At 45.4% G+C, this 21,455-nt stretch carries 5 protein-coding genes; 2 read left to right on the top strand and 3 right to left on the bottom strand.

Annotated features, from left to right (window positions below; translation table 11 throughout):
• Positions 1–22 precede the first annotated feature (22 nt).
• Both L8S15_RS08280 and L8S15_RS08275 read left to right on the top strand, forming a co-directional pair.
• Positions 23–17,248 carry a tandem-95 repeat protein gene (locus L8S15_RS08280; RefSeq protein ID WP_280572549.1) on the top strand — a complete coding sequence of 5,742 codons (17,226 nt, stop codon included), beginning with the start codon at positions 23–25 and terminating at the stop codon, positions 17,246–17,248.
• 217 nt (positions 17,249–17,465) lie between these two features.
• Positions 17,466–17,813, top strand: coding sequence for a hypothetical protein (locus L8S15_RS08275; RefSeq protein WP_010429354.1), 348 nt, complete (start codon positions 17,466–17,468; stop codon positions 17,811–17,813).
• Between the two features lie 205 nt (positions 17,814–18,018).
• On the opposite strand, the gene L8S15_RS08270 is transcribed toward L8S15_RS08275, so the two are convergent.
• The 3 genes from L8S15_RS08270 to L8S15_RS08260 form a co-directional block, all read right to left on the bottom strand.
• Complete coding sequence (locus L8S15_RS08270; RefSeq protein WP_016788220.1) at positions 18,019–18,915, bottom strand: sigma-70 family RNA polymerase sigma factor; 897 nt, start codon at positions 18,913–18,915, stop codon at positions 18,019–18,021.
• Positions 18,916–19,390: 475 nt separating this feature from the next.
• Positions 19,391–19,723 carry an Hpt domain-containing protein gene (locus L8S15_RS08265; protein ID WP_010429358.1) on the bottom strand — a complete coding sequence of 111 codons (333 nt, stop codon included), beginning with the start codon at positions 19,721–19,723 and terminating at the stop codon, positions 19,391–19,393.
• On the bottom strand, positions 19,717–21,300 hold the full coding sequence (locus L8S15_RS08260; RefSeq protein WP_280572545.1) for a response regulator: 1,584 nt from the start codon (positions 21,298–21,300) through the stop codon (positions 19,717–19,719). The genes L8S15_RS08265 and L8S15_RS08260 overlap by 7 nt, the downstream gene beginning before the upstream one ends.
• Between the last annotated feature and the right edge of the window lie 155 nt (positions 21,301–21,455).

The raw sequence follows: 21,455 nt of genomic DNA, 5'->3' as shown, positions 1-21,455 counted from the left end.
GCTAGTAGCAACGGAGGCTGTAATGGCAGGCGAAAATAACCAAAACAACCAAAATGAAGATCTCAATGACGCGGTAGAACAGACGGACACGAACGACGCGGGTACGCCCTCCCAACAGCAGAATCAACAAAATCAACAAAATACGATTGCGTCGACGGTAGCGACGGGTGCTGAAAATACGGATGCGGCAGACGAAATAAACCAGGCTTTAGAAGATAACCCGAGTGGTGCAGGCAATGCTGAAGATGCCTCTGCTTCTGGCGCGGCTGTTCAAGAAGAAACAACAGAAAGCGGTAGTGATTCAGATGCTGCTCAATCTAACGTGGTTGATGGTGCAGCAACAGAGACAGGCACAGATGGTGCCACAGCTGGGAGTGGCGGCTCAGGAGCAGGGGCTCAAGCTGTAGGTGGTGGAGAAAGCACGTCTTCTGACGGTGGGACAGATGCGGAAGGTAATGAAGGGCAAGGTCAAGCAGCAACAACATCTGCTTCGCTTAACGCTGATTCTTCTGATTCTGGTGAGCAACAAGCTAATGACGATTTAGATTCACAAACGATAGAAGAGACGTTTGCAGTTGATGTTCAAGCTTCTGATGAAGAGAGCATCAGTGAAGTAGAGGATGACTTTGATTCTGAAACAGTAAGCGAAACGTTCAAAATCCAAGTAGAAAGTGAAAATGATGCGCCAGAAGTAGAACAAGACCTGGCATACATCATGGATGAAGATGGCTCCATAACATTCACTCAAGAACAATTACTCGAATACGCAAGTGATGTTGATGGAGATGAACTGGTTGCTTCTAACGTTCAAGTCGGCGCAGATGCAACGGTTCAAGATAATGGTGATGGCACTTTCACGGTTGTTCCTTCTGCAGATTTTAACGGCGAACTTGATCTAACTTTTGATATCAGCGACGGCCAAGATACCGTAAGCAGCGCAATTGATTTAACGGTTCGTCCTATTAATGACGCGCCTGTACCAGAAGATAAAACCTTTGAAATAGAAGAAGACGGCACACTCATCTTCACTGATGCGGACCTGTTAACAGGTGCTACAGACATTGAAGGCGACAACTTAACGGTTGAAGGTGTGACCTACGATGGTGGCGACGGCATTCTTACCGATAACGATAACGGCACATACACCTTTGCGCCAAATGAAAATTTCAACGGCGACGTAAACTTCAGCTTCGATGTGTCTGACGGTACCGATACGGTGTCTGCGAACATTGATGTAAGTGTGGCAGCGGTTGATGATGCGCCGGTATCTGGCGACCTAGCATACTCAGTCGATGAAGATGGTTCGATTCGTCTAAGCCAAGAGCAGCTTTTATCGCAAGCGTCTGATGTGGAAGGCGATGACCTAACTGCTAGTGGCCTAACAGTTGGCGGTGATGCGACGGTTACTCAAAACGACGACGGCAGCTTCACCATCACGCCAGATGAGAACTTCAATGGCGATATCGATATCAACTTCGATATCTCAGATGGTACTAACACAGTTCAAGCTTCAGCAGACCTTACGGTTAACCCAGTTAACGACCTACCAGTTCCTCAAGATCAACAGTTCAGTATTGCAGAAGATGGAACTCTACAATTTACCGATTCAGACCTGCTTACAGGCGCAACCGATATTGAGGGTGATGATTTAACGGTTGAAGGCATCAGTTATGAAGGGACTGATGGGGTACTGACAGACCATGGTGACGGCTCATACAGTTTTGCGCCAAATGAAAACTTTAATGGTGAGGTTAACTTTAGCTTCGATGTGTCTGATGGTACCGATACCGTATCTGCAAACATTGATGTTAGCGTGACTCCTGAGAACGATCCGCCAGTCGCGGGTTCAACGTCTTACACGGTGAATGAAGATAATTCGATTACCATTTCTGATGCACAACTATTGGCAACATCTTCAGATATTGAAGGTGATGTATCCATAGACAGCGTGACTTACTCTGGTAGTGATGGTGTCCTTGAAATCAACGGTAACGGTACTTATACCTTCTCGCCAAACGAGAATTTCAGCGGTGAAATAGCACTGGATGTAGTTGTCACTGATGAAGAAGGTGCAACCGATGCCACAACCGCTGGAATTACCGTTCTTGAAGTGAACGATCCGCCAGTTGCAGGCCCAACGTCTTACACCATTGATGAAGACTCAGTACTGACATTCAATGAGTCGCAAGTGCTACTTAATGCTTCTGATGTTGAAGGGGACGTTGAGCTTGTTGGTATTAGCTACGATGGCCCAGATGGTATCTTCTCGGTTAATGGCGATGGTACTTGTAGCTACGCTCCGAATGAGAACTTTAATGGCCAAGTTCAGCTAGGTGTCACCATTCGTGATGAAGACGGTGCAGAAGTTGATACTGTCATCAATGTTGATGTTCTGCCAATTAATGATGCGCCAGTATCGGGTGACTTGGCGTACAACGTTAACGAAGATGGTTCAATCACATTGAGCCAAGAACAGTTGTTGTCTCAGGCGTCTGATGTTGAAGGCCAAGACCTAACTGCGAGCGACTTAACGGTAGATGGCAACGCAACAGTAACCGCCAATGACGATGGTAGCTTTACCATCGTTCCAGAAGCGAACTTCAATGGCGACATTGATATTCAATTCAACATTACTGATGGTACTGACACAGTTCAAGCAACCGCCGATCTTACGGTTAATCCAGTTAATGACTTACCGGTTCCTCAAGATCAACAATTCAGCATTGAAGAAGATGGCACTCTGCAATTTACAGATGCCGATCTACTTACCGGTGCCACCGATATTGATGGCGATAACTTAACCGTTGAAGGTATTAGCTATACAGGTGGCGATGGCGTATTGACCGACCACGGTGATGGTACTTATACCTTTGCGCCAAATGAAAACTTCAATGGTGATGTGAACTTCAGTTTCGATGTGTCTGATGGTACAGAAACGGTCAGCGCTAACATTGATGTGACTGTGACGCCTGAGAACGATCCGCCAGTTGCGGGTTCAACCTCGTACATGGTGAACGAAGACAATGCGATTACCATTTCTGATGAGCAATTGTTAGCAAACTCTTCTGACGTTGAAGGTGCGGTATCGGTTGATAGCGTGACCTACAGTGGCACCGATGGTGTGTTCCAAGATAATGGTGACGGCAGTTACACCTTCCTTCCTAATGAAAACTTCAGTGGCGATATCAGCCTTGATTTGATTGTTGCCGATGAAGACGGTTCTATTGATGAAACCACTGCGGGCATTACCGTTCTAGAGGTGAATGATCCACCGGTTGCGGGCCCAACGTCATACACCATTGACGAAGATTCGGTACTGACATTCAGTGAATCTCAGATTCTTGTGAATGCTTCGGATGTAGAAGGCGATGTAGAGTTAGTCGGCATTAACTACGATGGTTCAGATGGTATCTTCACTGTAAATGGTGATGGTACATGCAGCTTTGCACCCAATGAAAACTTCAATGGTCAGGTTCAATTGGGTGTGACCATTCAAGATGAAGATGGCGCAACCGTTGAAACACAGATTAACGTTGATGTATTGCCAATCAATGATGCGCCAGTATCGGGCGATTTGGCTTACACCATCAATGAAGACAGCTCCATCACGCTAAGCCAAGAGCAATTGCTAGCACGTGCCGGAGATATTGATAGCGAAAACCTAGAAGCTATTAACCTGTCGAACGACGAAAACGCGACCATCCAACAAAACGACGATGGCAGCTACACCATTACACCAGACGCAGACTACAACGGTGACCTAGACCTGAACTTCGATATCATCGATAACGACGGTGGTTCAGTTCAAGTTGGCCTAGACATTACCGTGAATCCGCTGAATGACTTGCCACAAGCGCAAGATCAACAGTTCTCAATTGAAGAAGACGGCACAATACTCTTTACAGACGCAGACCTACTCGCAGGAGCATCAGATATTGATGGTGATGAACTGTCGATTGAAAACGTGCTCTACACTGGCGCAGACGGCGTTCTTAGTGACAATGGTGACGGCACATACAGCTTTGCTCCAAACGAGAACTTCAATGGTGAGGTTCAATTCTCATTCGATGTTTTTGATGGCACAGGCTCAACGGCTGCTGTTATTGATGTCAGCGTAACGCCAGAGAACGATCCTCCAGTCGCAGGTTCAACGTCTTATACAGTTCAAGAAGATGGCCAAATCACGATCAGTGATGAGCAGTTATTAGCGAACTCTTCCGATGTTGAAGGTGACGTTGCTCTATCGAGCGTGACTTACGCTGGTGACGACGGTTCGTTTGTTGATAACGGTAATGGTACTTACACCTTTACGCCAAATGAAAACTTCGATGGTGATATTTCACTAGACGTAGTTGTCGTTGATGAAGCCGGTGCAACCGCAACAACAACCGCTGGCATCGATGTTATTGCTGTGAATGATGGACCTGAAACTTCGGACATTCAGGCTGAGGTAGACGAAGATAATTCAATTACCATTACTCAAGAGCAGTTACTTGCGAATGCAACTGACGTTGAAGGTGATGAGTTAACGGCATCTAACTTACAAACCAACGATCCAGACGCAACAATTGTTACTAATGACGATGGTTCATTCACCATCACGCACACAGAGAACTTCAATGGCGAGTTGGACTTTACATACAGCATCAGTGATGGTGACAATGAAGTTCTAACCACACTCGACTTAACGGTTAACCCAGTTAATGATGCGCCAGAAGCGGGCGAAGAAATCTTCATTCAAGCACAAGAAGACCAAACGGTTGGTGTGACGCTTCGTGAAGAGCCGGCACTACGCCTGGATCAAGCACCAGAAAACGGCATCATCGAAGCAAATCTTGACAATGAGTGGGTAGTACTGGAAGTCGGACAAGAAGTGCCTGCTGATACAGAAGTACGCTTTGTTCCAAGTGAGGGTGCTCTGGCTGAAGGAACACATACCACGCAAATTGGTACCTTCGACGATAATGCGAGCGTAGACGATTGGGGCACAGAAGTAGACCCATACACGCGTGAGTTCTCGGATGGCGACTTAACGGTAACGGTTCAAAGTAACGATGATCCACTTGGCGCTTGGAATGGTAACACACACATTGGTCACGGCCTTGGTGATACCGATCGCCAAGGGCTGAGTGGTGATGAAAAACTGACTGTTTCAGTTGAAGGCCAAGACATCAACGAAATCAGTTTCCACCTAGATGGTTTAGGTGGTTGGTTCATGGAAGAGTCTCGTCACTTTACAGAAGTAGAAATTAAAGCATTCAATGAGGACGGCGACCTAATTGACTCGATGACTTACCACAAAGAAGATCGTGGTGGTTATGAGACTGATTACACGCTTACCGTTTCTGAACCTGTATCTTACTTTGAACTTGGTACCGTACAAGGTAACGGTACCTATGTTGTTCAAAATATGACAGTTTCTCAAACTGCTCATGATGAAGCCGTGTTCACATCGATTGGTGTAGACGGTTCTGAAATTACTGAAACGATAGAGCTGAATATCCATGCGGGTGACAACGAAATTGAGCTAACGGCTGATCTTCCTAATATCACTATCGATACAGAAGGTTCAGCACAGTTTGCTTCTGTTGTGATTACTGAAGAACAATTATTGGCTCAAGCATCAGATATTGATGGCGACGATCTTGATATTCAAAATCTCGAGCTGGTGGGTGAAAACTCAGAGCATGCAACACTCACCGATAATGGTGATGGTACTTGGACGGTAACTCCGGATGAAAACTTCCATGGTGAAATCGAACTCGATTACCAAGTTACCGATGGTGAGCTGACAGACAGTAACATCATTAATATCAACTTCGAATCGGTGAATGATGCGCCAATCGTTTCTGGCCCGATTGTTCTATCGACAGACGAAGATGAAGGCATCACGTTCAGTGCAGATGACTTGCTAGCGAACACCACAGATATAGAAGGCGATACGCTCTCTATTTCTGACATCACTTACGGTGGTGATCACGGTGACTTGGTCGACAACGGCGATGGCACGTTTACCTTCATGCCGAATGAAAACTTCAATGGTGAAATCGACATCGATTACAAAGTCTTCGATGGCACCGATGAAGTAGCAACGCACCTAGATCTAACAGTTATACCAGTCAACGATATTCCTGTTCCAGGTGAGCCGCTACACACCCAAATGCTTGAAAACGGCTCCATGATCATCGAAGCGAAAGACCTATTGTCTGGTGCGACCGATGTTGATGGTGACATTCTTCATGTTGAAAACCTACTACTTGCAGACCAAACGCAAGGTACCTTAACGGATAACGGTGATAATACCTTCACCTTCGAGCCTGCAGAGAACTTCTCTGGTGAAGTGAATCTGACCTTCGATATCAGTGATGGTCAAGCAAGCGCGCCAAGCATTGCAACAGTCGACGTTGAAATTGTCAACGAAGGCCCTGAAGTTAGCGGCCCAATTGAAGCGGCGGTTGATGAAGATGGTTCAATCACCATTACGCAAGAGGACTTGTTGGCGAATGCAACCGATGTCGATGGTGACAACCTTGAAGCGGTTAACTTTGCGACCAACGATCCAAATGCGGTTATTGTAGAAAACTCAGACGGTAGCTTCACAATCACACCAAGTGCAGACTTCTTTGGTGAGATTGAGTTCACTTACGATGTCACTGACGCAATTGAGACAGTGGCAGCCGATCTTAACCTGATCGTAAATCCAATCAACGATGCGCCAGACGTTCCAGACATGTCTTTCACAACGGAAGATGGTCAAGCAATCACCATTACCGAAGCTGAACTATTAGCACAAGCGACAGACGTTGAAGGCGATGAGCTGTCTGTTGTGAATGTGACTAGCGCGAGCGACACGGTAGAAGTCACGGACAACGGTGACGGTACATACACATTAACGCCAGAGCAGGGTTTCTTCGGCAATGTTGACTTAACGTTTGATGTGAGTGACGGCACCGACGTGGTGGCTGCAAACATTGACCTAAAAGTTGAGTTCGTCAATGACACGCCAGAAGCGACGCCAATGGTTGCAGATGTCGACGAAGATGGTTCAATTCTCGTTACACAAGAGATGTTGTTGGAAAGCGCGAGCGATCAAGATGGTGATGAGCTGTTTGCGAGTGCGCTGGAAACCAATGATCCAAATGCCAGCATTGTAGACAATGGTGACGGTACTTACACAGTAACACCTTCTGAAAACTTCAACGGTGATATTGCATTTACTTATGAGGTAAGTGACGGAGAGCTAAGCACATCTAATGACATGACATTGACCGTTAATCCGGTGAATGACATTCCAATTGTTGCTCCAGGCATGTATCACATTGAAGAGGATGGCAGCATCCTGTTCACTCAAGAAGATCTGTTGAGTGGTGCGATTGATATTGATGGTGATGACTTAAGCGTTACCAGTATCAATTATTCTGGCGATGAAGGCACAGTCACCGATAACGGCGATGGCACGTTCAGCTTTGTTCCTGAAGAGCACTTTAGTGGTGACCTACAGTTCAGCTTTACGGTTACCGATGGCACAACTGAAGTAGAGCAAGACCTAAACGTTCATATTGAAGCGGTCGCGGATGCGCCAGATCTTGTGATTACCGATGGCGACGGCGTTAACGTTGATGATGAAGCTATTTTGGTTGAGCCTGGCGGCATTGTTGAACTGAACATTGCAGCGGCGCTTGTCGACCAAGATCTATCAGAAACACTGACTGTAACGGTTGATGGTGTGCCGGAAGGTTCTGTCATCCAATACGATAACGAAGGCGTTCTGAATGACCAAGATAACGGTATCACCAGTTACAACGATACTGAAATCACTGTAACGTTTGAAGGTGAAACCGCAGGTTACCAAAACACCGCGGGTTACTACAAAGTTGACGAAGACGGTAACATCACGGGTGTTGAAGTCGTTTATGAAAACGCATCACAAGTTGATGGCGGTGGTGACCTTGTTCCTGGGCAAGATCAGTTCAGCTTCCAAGTCGAGGAAGGTGAGAGTTTCAACTTGTTCTTGATTCCAAACGGACATCAACACAATGACTTTGACGCGATGCAAGACGGTCAGTACGAGTTCCGTGCAGCGGATGGTTCACCAGCGAACATGGACACGGTTGATCCTCAACTTGTCTTTGTTGCTGCAGATGGAACCGAAACCGTAGTGCAAGGGCAGAACGGTGACGCGATCTTCCATGGTGGTTCAAGCTCTCAGCTAAACCAAGATGGTATCGAACATACTCGTACGACGGTTAATGAAGACGGCGAGCTGGTTTACGGCTTTGAAGATTTGTATGGCGGTGGTGACGCTGACTACACGGACTTCAACTTCACAATCGATGTGGGTGAAGTGAACAGCCAAATCTACAGCGGTGAAGTGACGGTTGGTCCTGATGGTACGGTGAACTTACCAACAACGGCAATCGAAAATGCGCTACAAATCCAGTTACCAGAAGACTTCAACGAGCAGCTTGAAGTTCATGTAACCGCAACCGCAACAGAGCTATCGAATGATGATTCTGAAACGGTCTCTCAAACCATCTACATTAACGCGACAGGCGCCCACATTGAACATGCACCTGAAGCACTTCCTGTTGCTGCAACTGTGGAAGAAGATGGTTCTATCATCATTACGCAAGAAGACTTGTTAGCTAATGCTCGTGATCTCGATGGCGACCAGCTGACCGCTCTGAATTTAGCAACTGATGATGAGAGCGTTACGATTACCGATAACGGTGATGGTACTTACACATTAACGCCAGATGCTGACTTCAATGGCGATGTTAACTTCACATTTGATGTATCGGATGGTGATGATGTTGTCTCTACCAATCTTGAGTTAACCGTTTCACCAGTGAATGATGGTCCAGAAGCGCAAGACCAAGCGTTCACAGTTGGTGAAGACGGTGTGTTAACGTTCAATGACCAAGACCTATTAACGGGTGCAACGGACATTGAAGGGGACGACCTAAGTGTTGAAGGTGTGACTTACACTGGCGCAGACGGTGTTCTCACAGATAACGGCGATGGCACATATAGTTTTGCGCCAAACGAAAACTTCAATGGCGATGTGAACTTCTCGTTCAATGTATCAGATGGTACCGATACGGTAACTGCTAACATTGATGTCAGCGTGACGCCAGAGAATGATCCTCCAGTGGCGGGTAGCACGTCTTACACCGTTCACGAAGACAACTCCATTACGATCAGTAACGAACAATTGCTAGCGAACTCTTCAGATATTGAAGGGGAAGTAGCGATTGATAGTGTTACCTATAGTGGCAGTGACGGTGTTCTAGAAATCAACGGTGACGGCACATATACCTTCTCTCCAAACGAGAACTTCAATGGCGAAGTTAGCCTTGATGTGGTTGTTGTGGATGAAGACGATGCAGCCGTATCGACTACCGCGGGTATTACAGTCCTTGAGGTAAACGACCCTCCTGTGGCTGGTCCAACGTCATACACTGTCGATGAAGATTCTGTACTGACCTTCAATGAGACTCAAGTTCTATTGAACGCATCTGATATCGAAGGTGATGTACAGCTCGTCGAGATTAACTACGATGGCCCAGACGGCATCTTCTCCATCAATGGTGATGGCACATGTAGCTTTGCACCGAATGAAAACTTCAATGGCCAAGTACAGTTAGATGTGACCATTCAAGATGAAGACGGCGCTCAAGTTGATACTCATATTACGGTTGATGTCTTACCAATCAATGATGTTCCAGTATCAGGAGACTTGGCATACAGCGTTGAGGAAGACGGTTCGATTACCTTGAGCCAAGAGCAACTTCTATCTCAAGCGAATGATGTAGACGGTGATGACTTAACCGCTTCCAACCTAATGGTTGATGGTGATGCGACGGTTACCGCTAACGATGACGGTAGCTTTACCATCACACCAGATGCGAACTTCAACGGTGATATTGACCTAACGTTCGACATCAACGACGGGGTAGACACACTTGTTGCTACCGCTGACTTAACTGTTAACCCGGTTAATGACTTACCACAACCACAAGATCAAGCCTTCAGTATTGGTGAAGATGGCGTCTTGAACTTCACTGACGAAGACTTGCTAACAGGTGCGACAGACATCGATGGGGATGACCTATCGGTTGAAGGTGTGACTTACACTGGCGCCGACGGTGTTCTTACTGACAATGGCGACGGAAGCTACAGCTTTGCGCCAAACGAAAACTTCAATGGTGATGTGAACTTCAGTTTTGATGTATCAGATGGTACCGATACGGTTCAAGCCAATATTGATGTGAGCGTGACACCAGAGAACGATCCACCTGTTGCGGGTAGCACGTCTTACACGGTTCATGAAGACAACTCAATTACTATCAGTGACGAACAGTTACTTGCCAACTCTTCAGATATTGAAGGTGAGGTCGCGATTGACAGTGTGGCTTACACAGGTGCCGATGGTGTCTTGGAAGACAACGGTAACGGTACGTATACTTTCTCGCCAAATGAAAACTTCAACGGCGAAGTTAGCCTTGATGTTGTCGTTACCGATGAAGAGGGCGCAACTGAAGCAACCACCGCGGGTATTAGTGTACTTGAGGTGAACGATCCACCAGTGGCGGGCAGCACGTCTTACACGGTTCATGAAGATAACTCCATCACGATCAGTAACGAACAATTGCTAGCGAACTCTTCAGATATTGAAGGTGAGTTTGCGATTGATAGTGTGGCTTACAGCGGTGCCGATGGTGTATTCGAAGACAACGGTAACGGTACATATACCTTCTCGCCAAACGAAAATTTCAATGGCGAAGTGAGTCTAGATGTTGTTGTTACCGATGAAGAAGGGGCAACGGAAGCAACGACAGCTGGAGTTACTGTTCTTGAGGTGAATGATCCACCAGTCGCGGGTTCAACCAGCTACTCTGTCAACGAAGACGAAGTTATCACCATCAGTGCCGAGCAACTGTTGGCGAACGCTTCTGATATCGAAGGTGAAGTGGCGATTGATAGCGTTAACTATACAGGCGCTGACGGTATCTTTACTGACAACGGTAACGGCACATTCAGCTTTGCACCGAATGCAAACTTCGACGGTGATGTGAGCCTCGATGTAGTGGTGACAGATGAAGACGGTGCGACAGTTGCCACCAGCGCAAGTATTGATGTTTTGCCAATTAACGATCCACCAGTATCGGGCGACTTGGCGTACAGCATTGATGAAGATGGCTCGATTATTCTGAATCAAGAGCAATTGCTGTCTCAAGCTTCTGATGTGGATGGTGATGAGCTTACGGCAAGCAACCTAAGTGCGGGCGATAATGCAACCGTTGTTGATAATGGTGATGGCACCTTTACGGTAACGCCAGATGCGAACTTCAATGGCGATATCGACCTAAGCTTTGATATTTCGGATGGTACAGAGTCAATTGTGGCAAACGCCGATCTGACGGTAAACCCAGTTAATGACTTGCCAACGACATCTGATGTTTACGCGAACGTTGATGAAGATAATGTCATCACGATCACGCAGGAGCAACTACTTGCGAATGCCGCTGATATTGAAGGTGGTGATCTTGTCGCTTCCGACTTAACCTTGGTGGGAGATGATGCAACGATTGTCAATAATGGCGATGGCACATTCTCGATCACTCCAAGCGAAAACTTCAATGGCTACATCGATGTGGCTTACAGTATCAGCGATGGTGACACACCGATTGCGGCTAACTTAGGTTTGACGGTTGATCCAGTTAATGATGCGCCAATTGTTTCTGCTGATGTTGCGATAACCATTGAAGAAGATGGTTCGTACACCATTACTCAAGAAGAACTCCTACAATTCGCGACTGACATCGAAGACGATGACATGACCGCAATTATCGGAGAGCAGGGCGATGAAACGACCGTAACCGGTACGGTGCTGGATGCTGAAACGGGTAGCCCAGTCGTTGGTGCAGACGTCACAATGACCGATAACGCCGGTCACTCATACACTACGGTGACAGACCAATTTGGTCACTACTCTGTGAGTGGTCCAGTTGTTGACCAAGGTACCGTAACTATTGAACAAGAAGGCTCTATTACCAGCAGCTTCCTTATACCAGCAGGTGAAGATACCAATGGTGGCGTAACCGCAATATCTGAAGTCCTTGAAGAAACAGATATGCGTATCGTCGTGACCTGGGGTGAGAGCCCTCGTGATATGGATAATCACCTATGGCTTTACGATACAGAGAATGGCAATGAGTTAGACCATATCTATTACCGCGATATGAGCCACGACCTTGGTGAAGGCAATGTCGTCCAACAAGATGTTGATGACACAAATGGCGGTGGCCCTGAAACCATCACTATTCCAAATTATCAAGATGCTGACATGCACTATTCAGTACACAACTACACCAACAGAAGTTGGGATGTAGATGGTGTTGAAGATGTGCAGGTTCAGGTGTTTGTTGGCGATACTTTGGTTGAGACCTTTACTCCAGACTTGCCTGACAATCCAACGGGTGAGCATTGGCATGTGTTTGATATCGTTAATGGTGTTGTAGTTCCAAGCCAAGATGTAGGCAGCGAGAATGCGTTTGATTTGCCAACGGCTGAAGAAGCGCTCGCGAATGAAAACGGCATTAATATCTCTGAGTTGCTAACGGGTGATGAAGATGGAGACTCTGGTGAAACGGGTGGTAACGAACCAAGTGTTGGAGACGTCTCAATTGAGAACGCGCTTATCACTGACAATGGTGACGGCACTTACACCATCACTCCTGAAGAGAACTTCAACGGTGAATTCTCGATTAGCTATAACGTGGACGATGGCAACGGTGGTGTTACTCCAGCAGAACTAGACGTCACCGTTACAGCCGTTAACGACCTTTCTGTTATTTACGACCACGACTACACCATTAATGAAGATGGGTCGTTGATCTTTACTGATGAACAGCTATTGGCTGGTGCAACGGATATTGATGGCGAGAACCTTTCTGTCGAATCGGTTAATTACGAAGGTACCGACGGTGTGTTCACGGATAATGGCGATGGTACTTATACCTTTGCTCCAAACGAGAACTTCAATGGTAACGTTGACCTAACTTACGATGTCAGTGACGGTACCGATGTTGTATCGGCAAACATTGATGTGCAAGTTGTCCCAATTAATGACGTACCGGTTGCTGGAACCACTGCTTACAGTGTTGAAGAAGATGGCAGCATTACCCTAAGCGATACGCAACTACTGGCGAACAGTTCAGATGTTGAAGGGGAAGTGTTTGTCAGCGATGTCAGCTACAGCGGCACCGATGGTGTGTTCACTGATAATGGTGATGGTACTTACACCTTTGCTCCAAACGAAAACTTTAACGGTGATATCAGTCTTGATGTCTCTGTAATGGATGAAGATGGCGCAACTGCTGAAACAACTGCAGGTATCGACGTCATTGCTGTTAATGACTTGCCAGTTGCAGGTTCAACGACCTACAGCGTTGACGAAGATAACGTGATTACCATCTCTGAAGCGCAGCTTATTGCGAACAGCTCAGACATTGAAGGTGATGTATCCGTTAGCGACGTTTCCTACTCTGGCGCGGACGGTATCTTCACTGACAATGGTGATGGCACTTACAGCTTCGCAGCAAATGAAAACTTTAACGGCAACATCAACCTTGATGTGACGGTTATTGATGACGACGGTGCAACGGCTCAAACTACTGCGGGTATTGATGTAATCGCAGTCAACGACGCACCAGTATCAGGTGACTTGGCTTACTCAGTCGATGAAGATGGTTCAATCACGCTAAGCCAAGAACAACTGCTTGCTCAAGCATCGGATTTGGACGGCGATGATCTTACCGCGGCTAATCTAACCGCGGGTGATAACGCTACCGTTACGGCAAACGATGATGGTTCATTTACTATTACACCGGATGCCGACTTTAATGGTGATATTGACCTTAGCTTCGACCTTTCTGATGGTACTGAAACGGTTGTTGCAACGGCCGACCTTACTGTGAATCCAGTGAATGACATCGCGGTTGTAGAAGATGTCGCTTACACCATTGAAGAAGATGGTTCACTTACCTTTACAGACGAGCAACTGCTAGCGGGTGCTTCTGATATTGATGGTGATGAGCTTTCAGTTGCTGATGTGTCTTACACTGGCGCAGAGGGTGTGTTTACCGACAATGGCGATGGCACTTACACCTTTGCTCCAAACGAAAACTTCAACGGTGAAGTAAGTCTGGACTTCTCAGTATCTGACGGTACAGAGACGGTTGATGCAAACATCGACGTAACGGTAACAGACGTTAACGATGCACCAGTGGCAGGCGCAACGTCTTACCAAATGAACGAAGATGGCACCATCACATTGAGCCCTGAGCAGTTGATTGCTAATAGCTCAGACGTTGATGGTGAAGTGTCGCTTGAAAGCGTGACTTATTCAGGCTCTGACGGCTCCTTGGTTCAAAACGATAACGGGTCTGTGACCTTCACGCCGAGTGAGAACTTTAACGGTGATATCAGCTTAGATGTGGTCGTGACCGATGACGACGGTGCGACTGCAACAACAACGGCAGGTATCGAAGTTCTGGCTGTGAACGATGGACCAGAATCTGAGGAAGTGGAACTAACCACAGCCGAAGACAGCACCATTCTTATCACACAAGATATGTTGTTAGCTCAAGCTACCGACATCGATAACACCGCAGACGAGCTGTCAGCTTCTGGTCTACAAATCGATCCTAGCTTGGGTGAGTTGTTAGACAACGAAGATGGTACTTGGTCATTTACGCCAAACGAAAATTTCAATGGCGATGTGCCAATGACGTTTAACGTTAGTGATGGCCAAGAGACAATTTCAGTCGACGGTAACATCGATGTCACGCCAGTGAATGATGCACCTGAAGCGCCAATGATTGAGATGCAAGGCGAAGAAGATGTGGTCATGGTGATTGACCCTGCTTACATCGCGGATCAAGTCACAGACCTTGATGGTGACGAGATCAGCATCGAAAGCATCACGGTTCGTGCTCCAGCCAATGCGACCTTAACTCAGCAGCCAGATGGCATGTATCACTTAGTGACTACTCAAGACTTCAATGGCTTGGTAGAACTGGGTTATCAAGCAACTGATGGTGAAGAAGTGGTTGATGGCTCGCTTAATGTGGATGTCATTCCGGTTAACGACGCACCATTTAACGTCGGCAACGCAATGATGACCACAAACGAAGATGGCGCGTTCACCTTTGATGCTGGCGACTTGATGAACTTGTTCGGTGACATTGATACCGCTGACCTTGTGGTTTCACGCATCATCACCGCAGACGGTGAAGATGGCGGAGAAGTAACAGACAACGGCGATGGTACTTGGACATTCACACCAACGGGTGACTTTGCAGGCGTTTCAGACCTACAAGTTGTCGTAAGTGACGGTGAGTTCGAAACGGTTCTCGATGTTCCTGTGTACGTACGTCCTGCCGCAGATGGTGCGGTTATTTCAACTGACCATGACGGTCCATTAGTCTTCGGTGAAGATGAAACGGGTCACTTAGGATTGAACGTTGGCTTAGTCGATGATTCAGAAACACTCAGTAACTTGGTGATGACAGGTTTTCCGGTTGGATTTGAGGTGACGGATGGTGTAAATACCGTGATGATCACCGAGCCGGGTCAATACATCGACCTGTTCGATTGGGATATCTCAAACATTCAAATGACGCCTCCTGAAGACTTCCATGGTGAGTTATTCGTAACTGTTAGCGCAACAACGGTTGATTACGGAGATGAACCAGAAGCGTTCGAAGATGGCATCGATTCAGGTGATTTCGAAACCCTAGCGGGTGATTCCATCATCCTAACCGCGGACGACCTAATCGGTTTAGCTAAAAATGTGGATGCTGATAGCGATGATGAAGTGAAACTGGTTCATCTAGCAGACCGAAGCCAAGGTGAGATTGTCGATAATGGCGATGGCACCTGGACGTTCACGCCAGCATCAGGTTTTACTGGCGAAGCAGACATTGCTTACGTGATTGATAAAGACGGCGTGCTTCATGATGAGCAAACTGGCGTAGTCGTGAAAGAAGGTGACTCGCGAGAGAATGCAACACCAGAAATTAACAGCATCACAACCACTGAAATAGCAGCGGATACAACCTTGTCGTTCACTGATGAAGACATGTTAGCGAACCTGAGCGATGCAGAAGGCGATAGCTTGAGCATTGAGTCAGTAAGCTTGATGGAAGGTCAGGGCGTAATTGAGAGCGATAACCAAGGTAACTATCAATTCACACCGGCTGAAGACTACACCGGCGATGTTCAAGTTGGATTTATAGCGACCGATGGCGAAAACCGTATCGAAAGCTTCTTCAATGTTGATATACAAGACGCCGAAGAATTAGCCCTAAGCGAAGGCTATGTCTTAGCGGGTGATGGTTCATTAATCATCACAGAGTCACAGCTGGTGGATGAGTTAGGTGTGAGTGATTCTGCACAAGTTGCTGATGTTGCCGACGCGAATGATGCAGGCTTCTTCGCTGAATCAGGCGAAGGTCAGTGGACATACTGGCCAAACGAAGACTTCGATGGCAATTTAGCGATGAATGTTGAAGTCAACGATGGCAGCGAAGTATCAAGCCACAGCTTAAGCATCCAAGTAGCCGATAACTCAGCACAAAGTGATGAACCACCAGTTCAAGCTGCTCAAGTAACAGAAGAGCAACAACTAGATGTGGTTCAGCAAACTGTTGACCAAGTTCAAGATGTTGAAACTGAAGTCGAGAACAGCGTGGCTGATGTTACAGCGGCACCGGGCGATACTATTTCTATCTCGGTTCCAGATGAGGTGAGTGGTAACGAATCGGTTGATTACGCTGATATGTCTGGCTTACCTGAAGGCGCTACTGTGAGCAACGCACTGGATAACGGTGATGGTAGCTTCACAATCAGTGGCAACCTAGATCAGCCTGTATCCGTAGAACTTCCAGAAGGGTACGAAGGTACTAGCGAGGTGCAATTCCAAGGTTACGATGATTTGGGTAGCTCAATAGACGGTGCAAGCGGTTCTGTTGAAGTTGAGATCGACGATCAATACACCATGCAAGGTTCGACGCAAGAACAGCAACCGGACATGGCAGGTATGGAGTCTGGCGGCAGCGACTGGACAAGTTCAGGTGGTCAAGAGCAAGGTGTTGACTTCACCGACGATTCTGGCAGCTTCGATTCAGATTCTCAAACTGGAACTGATCAAGGCAACGACTTAGACCAAAGCCAAATTTAACCCAATGAGTTCAGTCGTCTTTTGAACTAAGAAGCAAATAGGCGCATAACGTTGCGTTTATTAAAGCCATGCAGAGAGGGTTTGCATGGCTTTTTATTTGTCATTTATTGTTCATTATTCTCATTTAAAAACTGCTATAAAAAACTGGACATTAAAACTTGTGAACGAATAAAAGTGTCCTTAATTATTAGAAGAGTCAGTTAAAAGGAGGGACGACATGTATCGATATGTCAGTTCACCACAAGCATCTAGATACATAGTGCCACCACCTCAACATCGAGAGTTGTCGAGTATCGATGTGCCTGAATCTGAGTTAGAGATGCGAGAAATTCTGAACAATTGGTTTGCCGATGGTTTGGCTCCGATTATTCAAAGTGAAGACGATTATATTTCGGCAAGCGACCAAGTACGGTTTGAGAAACTAAGTCGTACGGTTGGCATGTTATTGAGGAATAAAGACTATTACTTTGCAACTAAGCGCATCTTGTCTTTGTGGGAACAAAACTGCCTTGAAACTACCTATGTGAATTACCTTATTTTACGCAGTGAACGTGTTACTTCTTGAAGTAATCAATACTCCTATGTTTCTCTGTAAGACTGTTTAGCCAACAAAATGGCACTTTGCTTTATATACTTCTGATCGTTCAAACGTTTTAACGAAGTAGGCAAACAAAAAGGGCAAGCTTTGAAGCTCACCCTTATGATTGTTCTTTAAATGTCTAATCTAGCTATTCAGCGCTCTAGTTGCTAAGTTTTGTGTTCTTAATTGCTTAGACCCAGCCATCAAATTTCAGTCGTTTTTGAATTCTTTCGATCGCTTCTTTCTGCATTTGTCTAACACGTTCATTCGACACATTTACATCCAACATTTCTCCCACCTCCGAAAGTGTTTTCACCTTGTTATCAAAGAAACCAAAGCGGTGAATGAGCACTTTCTGCAATTTCGGTGGCAGTGTGTTGATGATTTGCTCAAGCGCGTGTGTGAATGATTGATCTTCACAGTCTTGTTGAGGGTCGGGGATGCATTCGCTTTCGCATTGTTCCAACACAAGTGGAGCATGGCTAATGCCTACTGTTGTTGTTACGTCAATAAATCCGCTTAACGCCACCAATTTATCGACACGCTCAACCTTAACGCCAGAACTTGATGATAGCTCTGAGATAGAAACTTCTTTACTCATTTTTTTGCTTATATCTAACTTCTTTGATGCGAGGCTATTAATTTCTTTGCACACATGAGCCGGTAAGCGGACAGTCCGACCCTTATTCATTAATGCGGCTTCGATGTTTTCGCGAATCCACCATACGGCATAGGTTGAAAAACGATAGCCGGGTTCTGGGTCGTATTTGTCGATGGCCTTGATCAAGCCAATATTACCTTCCTCGATCAAGTCGAGCAGAGTGAAGTTATTACCTTTACGCTTTAGGTAACTTTTTGCGATTTTTACAACTAGGCGCAAGTTTGATTCGATCATTACATCGCGCGCTTTTTTATCACCAGCGCAATTCAATTTAGCGTAATACACTTCATCTTCACGAGATAGAAGGTCAATGCCCACAAGATCCTTTAGATAATACGCATAGGGTTCAGTCGTGGTAGTCAATGAGCCTTTAGTAGGAGGGTGATCCGTGAGCTCCTGGAACGCAGCAAAACTGTCTTTGTTCATTTCCTTGTCCTTATTTAGCCGACTGAACGTTTTATTTTATTATTATGCTACTGAGTGATTAACGCTCGATTTTATTAGAGTGTAGATAACAGTTTCTCGTTTACCAATAAATAAAATGCAATTTCGTATACTCCTGTCACAAAAAGATCTACAAATATTTAGCTATTTTGCATCTCATTAAATGTACTGCTTTTTCATTGAAAACATGAACATGCATGGGTTATAACGCGTGAGCTATGCGTTGGTGTTACCAGATAGGTGGTGTGAATTTATAGCCGTTTATAGCTTGTGTGATTTGAAGGCTAGCGTCAAAGAAAGTGGCAAGAGTTAAGGTTCTACTTAGAGTACTTCAACTCTCTATCTTGTTCTGCTGATAAGTGTAACGAGTCAAGTCTAAACTCTATTAGCTCGTTTAATTCTATCGAGCATCTGAACAACTAGAAGATAATAACGGGTTAGTTGCACATTGAGCCTGTTAATAAGCGCTAAGCGCCTCATCAATCTGTTTGTTGATGATCTTCACTTCGCTGTAGATTACGGACAGATCCTCATCTTTAGGTGCGAGTTTATTGAGCGTGTTTTGCTCGACTCGCTCCAAGGCCGCCGTGGCCGTTTCTTCGCCGAAACTGGCTAAGATGCCTTTTAAAGTATGCACTGTAAAATGAAGCTTGCCCCAATCTTGTTGTTGTACCAACTCTTTTATCTCGTCTAATGAGTTGCCATGATCTTCTTGATACACAGACAAAACTGCAAAAATGACTTCTTGGTCATTGTCTAAATAGGTGTTTAAAGCGTCAAAATCTAGCATATAGACTCCCGTCGGCTGATTGTGAGAAATGGGCAAGGTGGCTTGGTGATAAACCCCTTGAGTGATAAGTCGCTAACCCATGTCTTCCATTTTTCTGGAAGTTCTAGTTGGGTGATTTCTTGTACGAAATCGTCACTAAGTTGTTCTTGTATTTGAGTTTTATTTACAGCATATAAATAGTCAAGTTTAGCGGCTACAGAATATGGGTAATTGTGAATATAGTTCTTAAGATCATTTACTGAATCCACACTTTCTAGGTTTATCAAAGTGGAAGGAGACAGTGTTGCTGGTTGAATTTGATGCAATACAGGATCACCGCGAGATAGGATACATTTCGTCACTGCACGGTACATAGAGTATTCCCCAAAGTGATCTAGTAAAGGTAACAATTGGTTGAGTAAATCCGTTGGGCCATCGTAAAAACGATGAGAAAGCAAAGTAGTCGCTTTTACCAATTTATGATGAGCAAGTTTTTCATTTTTTTCGAATATCAGAATATGACAATGGAAAATCGCTAGGTTTGAAAGTATTTGATTTTGCAAGTGATTTGGTAGTTTTAGATTAACCTGTGTCGTAAATTGTCCTGCATGCTCTATCAACAATTTTTTGTTGGTTACATGCATTTCTCGTTCATATGTTGCTCTCAACGCGTTGAAATAGGTCGATATAGAGTGAATAACGTCGAGGTCTGCTAATGAAATACTGTTAGCGTAAATCTCCCCTAACTTGATCAGAACTTGAGTATTGTCGACGTTCTCAGCTAAATCGATGGCGCGAATCGCACGGTGGCTGATGCTCGGTGTTAATTCAAAGGCTCGTATCGCCAATTTTAACGCTGGTATTAACATCTGGTGTTTTTCGTAAATATAGCTTAAACAATCAATCACGTTCAAAGAAAGAGGCTGCACAACAAGGTAGTTGTGCAGTTTGTCTATGGCTGACTTTGGCTTACCCAACCCGTCCAAAATTAAAGCTTCTGCTACCAGTTTGGTTGGATGCATGTTCGTTCCAGATTTATTAAGTAAATATGAGAGCAATTCCCACTTTTTGCGTGCTATCAAGTGTTCGATAAGCGTTGCTTCGAACTGTACCTTGGTATCCTTTCCTGGAATGTTTAATGCTGAATTGAGTGCTACTTGACTATTGATTGGATATAGGTTTGTAAGCTGGCTAATTTGCTTTGCTTCAAAGACGGCGGTTTGAATTTTCTTTCCAAGAGCAAGTGTATTGATTGGTTTAGAAATAAAGTGGTGCGCTTCGCCGGATAAAGCTGTCAATACCGTTTCCTGACGCATATCACCAGAGAGCAATATAATTGCAACGGTATGATCGATCAGTCGGTTTCGATAGAGAATCCCTAGCAGCTCAAATCCAGTGAAAGATTGTTCTAGATGATAATCGATGAGAAGGACATGGAAATAGTGACTTTCGACTGCTTTGATCGCTTGTTGGTAGTTGGTCGCAATGAAAACATTTCTATGCGGAACCCCCAAACCAACTAGCTGCTGTTTGATAAGAATGGTGGCGCTCTTAGAGTCGTCTACAATCAAAACCCTTAGGTCTGGCGATAAGGTCAAATTGTCATTCCCAAAAATTCGATTATAAGGTCAATTTAGGTGTCAAGTTGCACATTGTCAAGATGGCGTATTCTTTAATGAGACCACTTGATGTTATTGCTTCTATGTTAGTTATTCACGGGTTAAAAGAGCAATTGAATTGAATTGAATTGAAT

This window comes from Vibrio sp. S/42/10, assembly GCF_029890535.1.
Taxonomy (GTDB): Bacteria; Pseudomonadota; Gammaproteobacteria; order Enterobacterales; family Vibrionaceae; genus Vibrio; species Vibrio cyclitrophicus.
This window is presented reverse-complemented; position numbering and strand designations above follow the sequence as displayed.

Excerpts from the sequence above, each read along its gene's own strand:
- L8S15_RS08280 (WP_280572549.1), top strand. The coding sequence starts at position 23 with ATGGCAGGCGAAAATAACCAAAACAACCAAAATGAAGATCTCAATGAC.
- L8S15_RS08275 (WP_010429354.1), top strand. The coding sequence starts at position 17,466 with ATGTATCGATATGTCAGTTCACCACAAGCATCTAGATACATAGTGCCA.
- L8S15_RS08270 (WP_016788220.1), bottom strand. The coding sequence starts at position 18,915 with ATGAACAAAGACAGTTTTGCTGCGTTCCAGGAGCTCACGGATCACCCT.
- L8S15_RS08265 (WP_010429358.1), bottom strand. The coding sequence starts at position 19,723 with ATGCTAGATTTTGACGCTTTAAACACCTATTTAGACAATGACCAAGAA.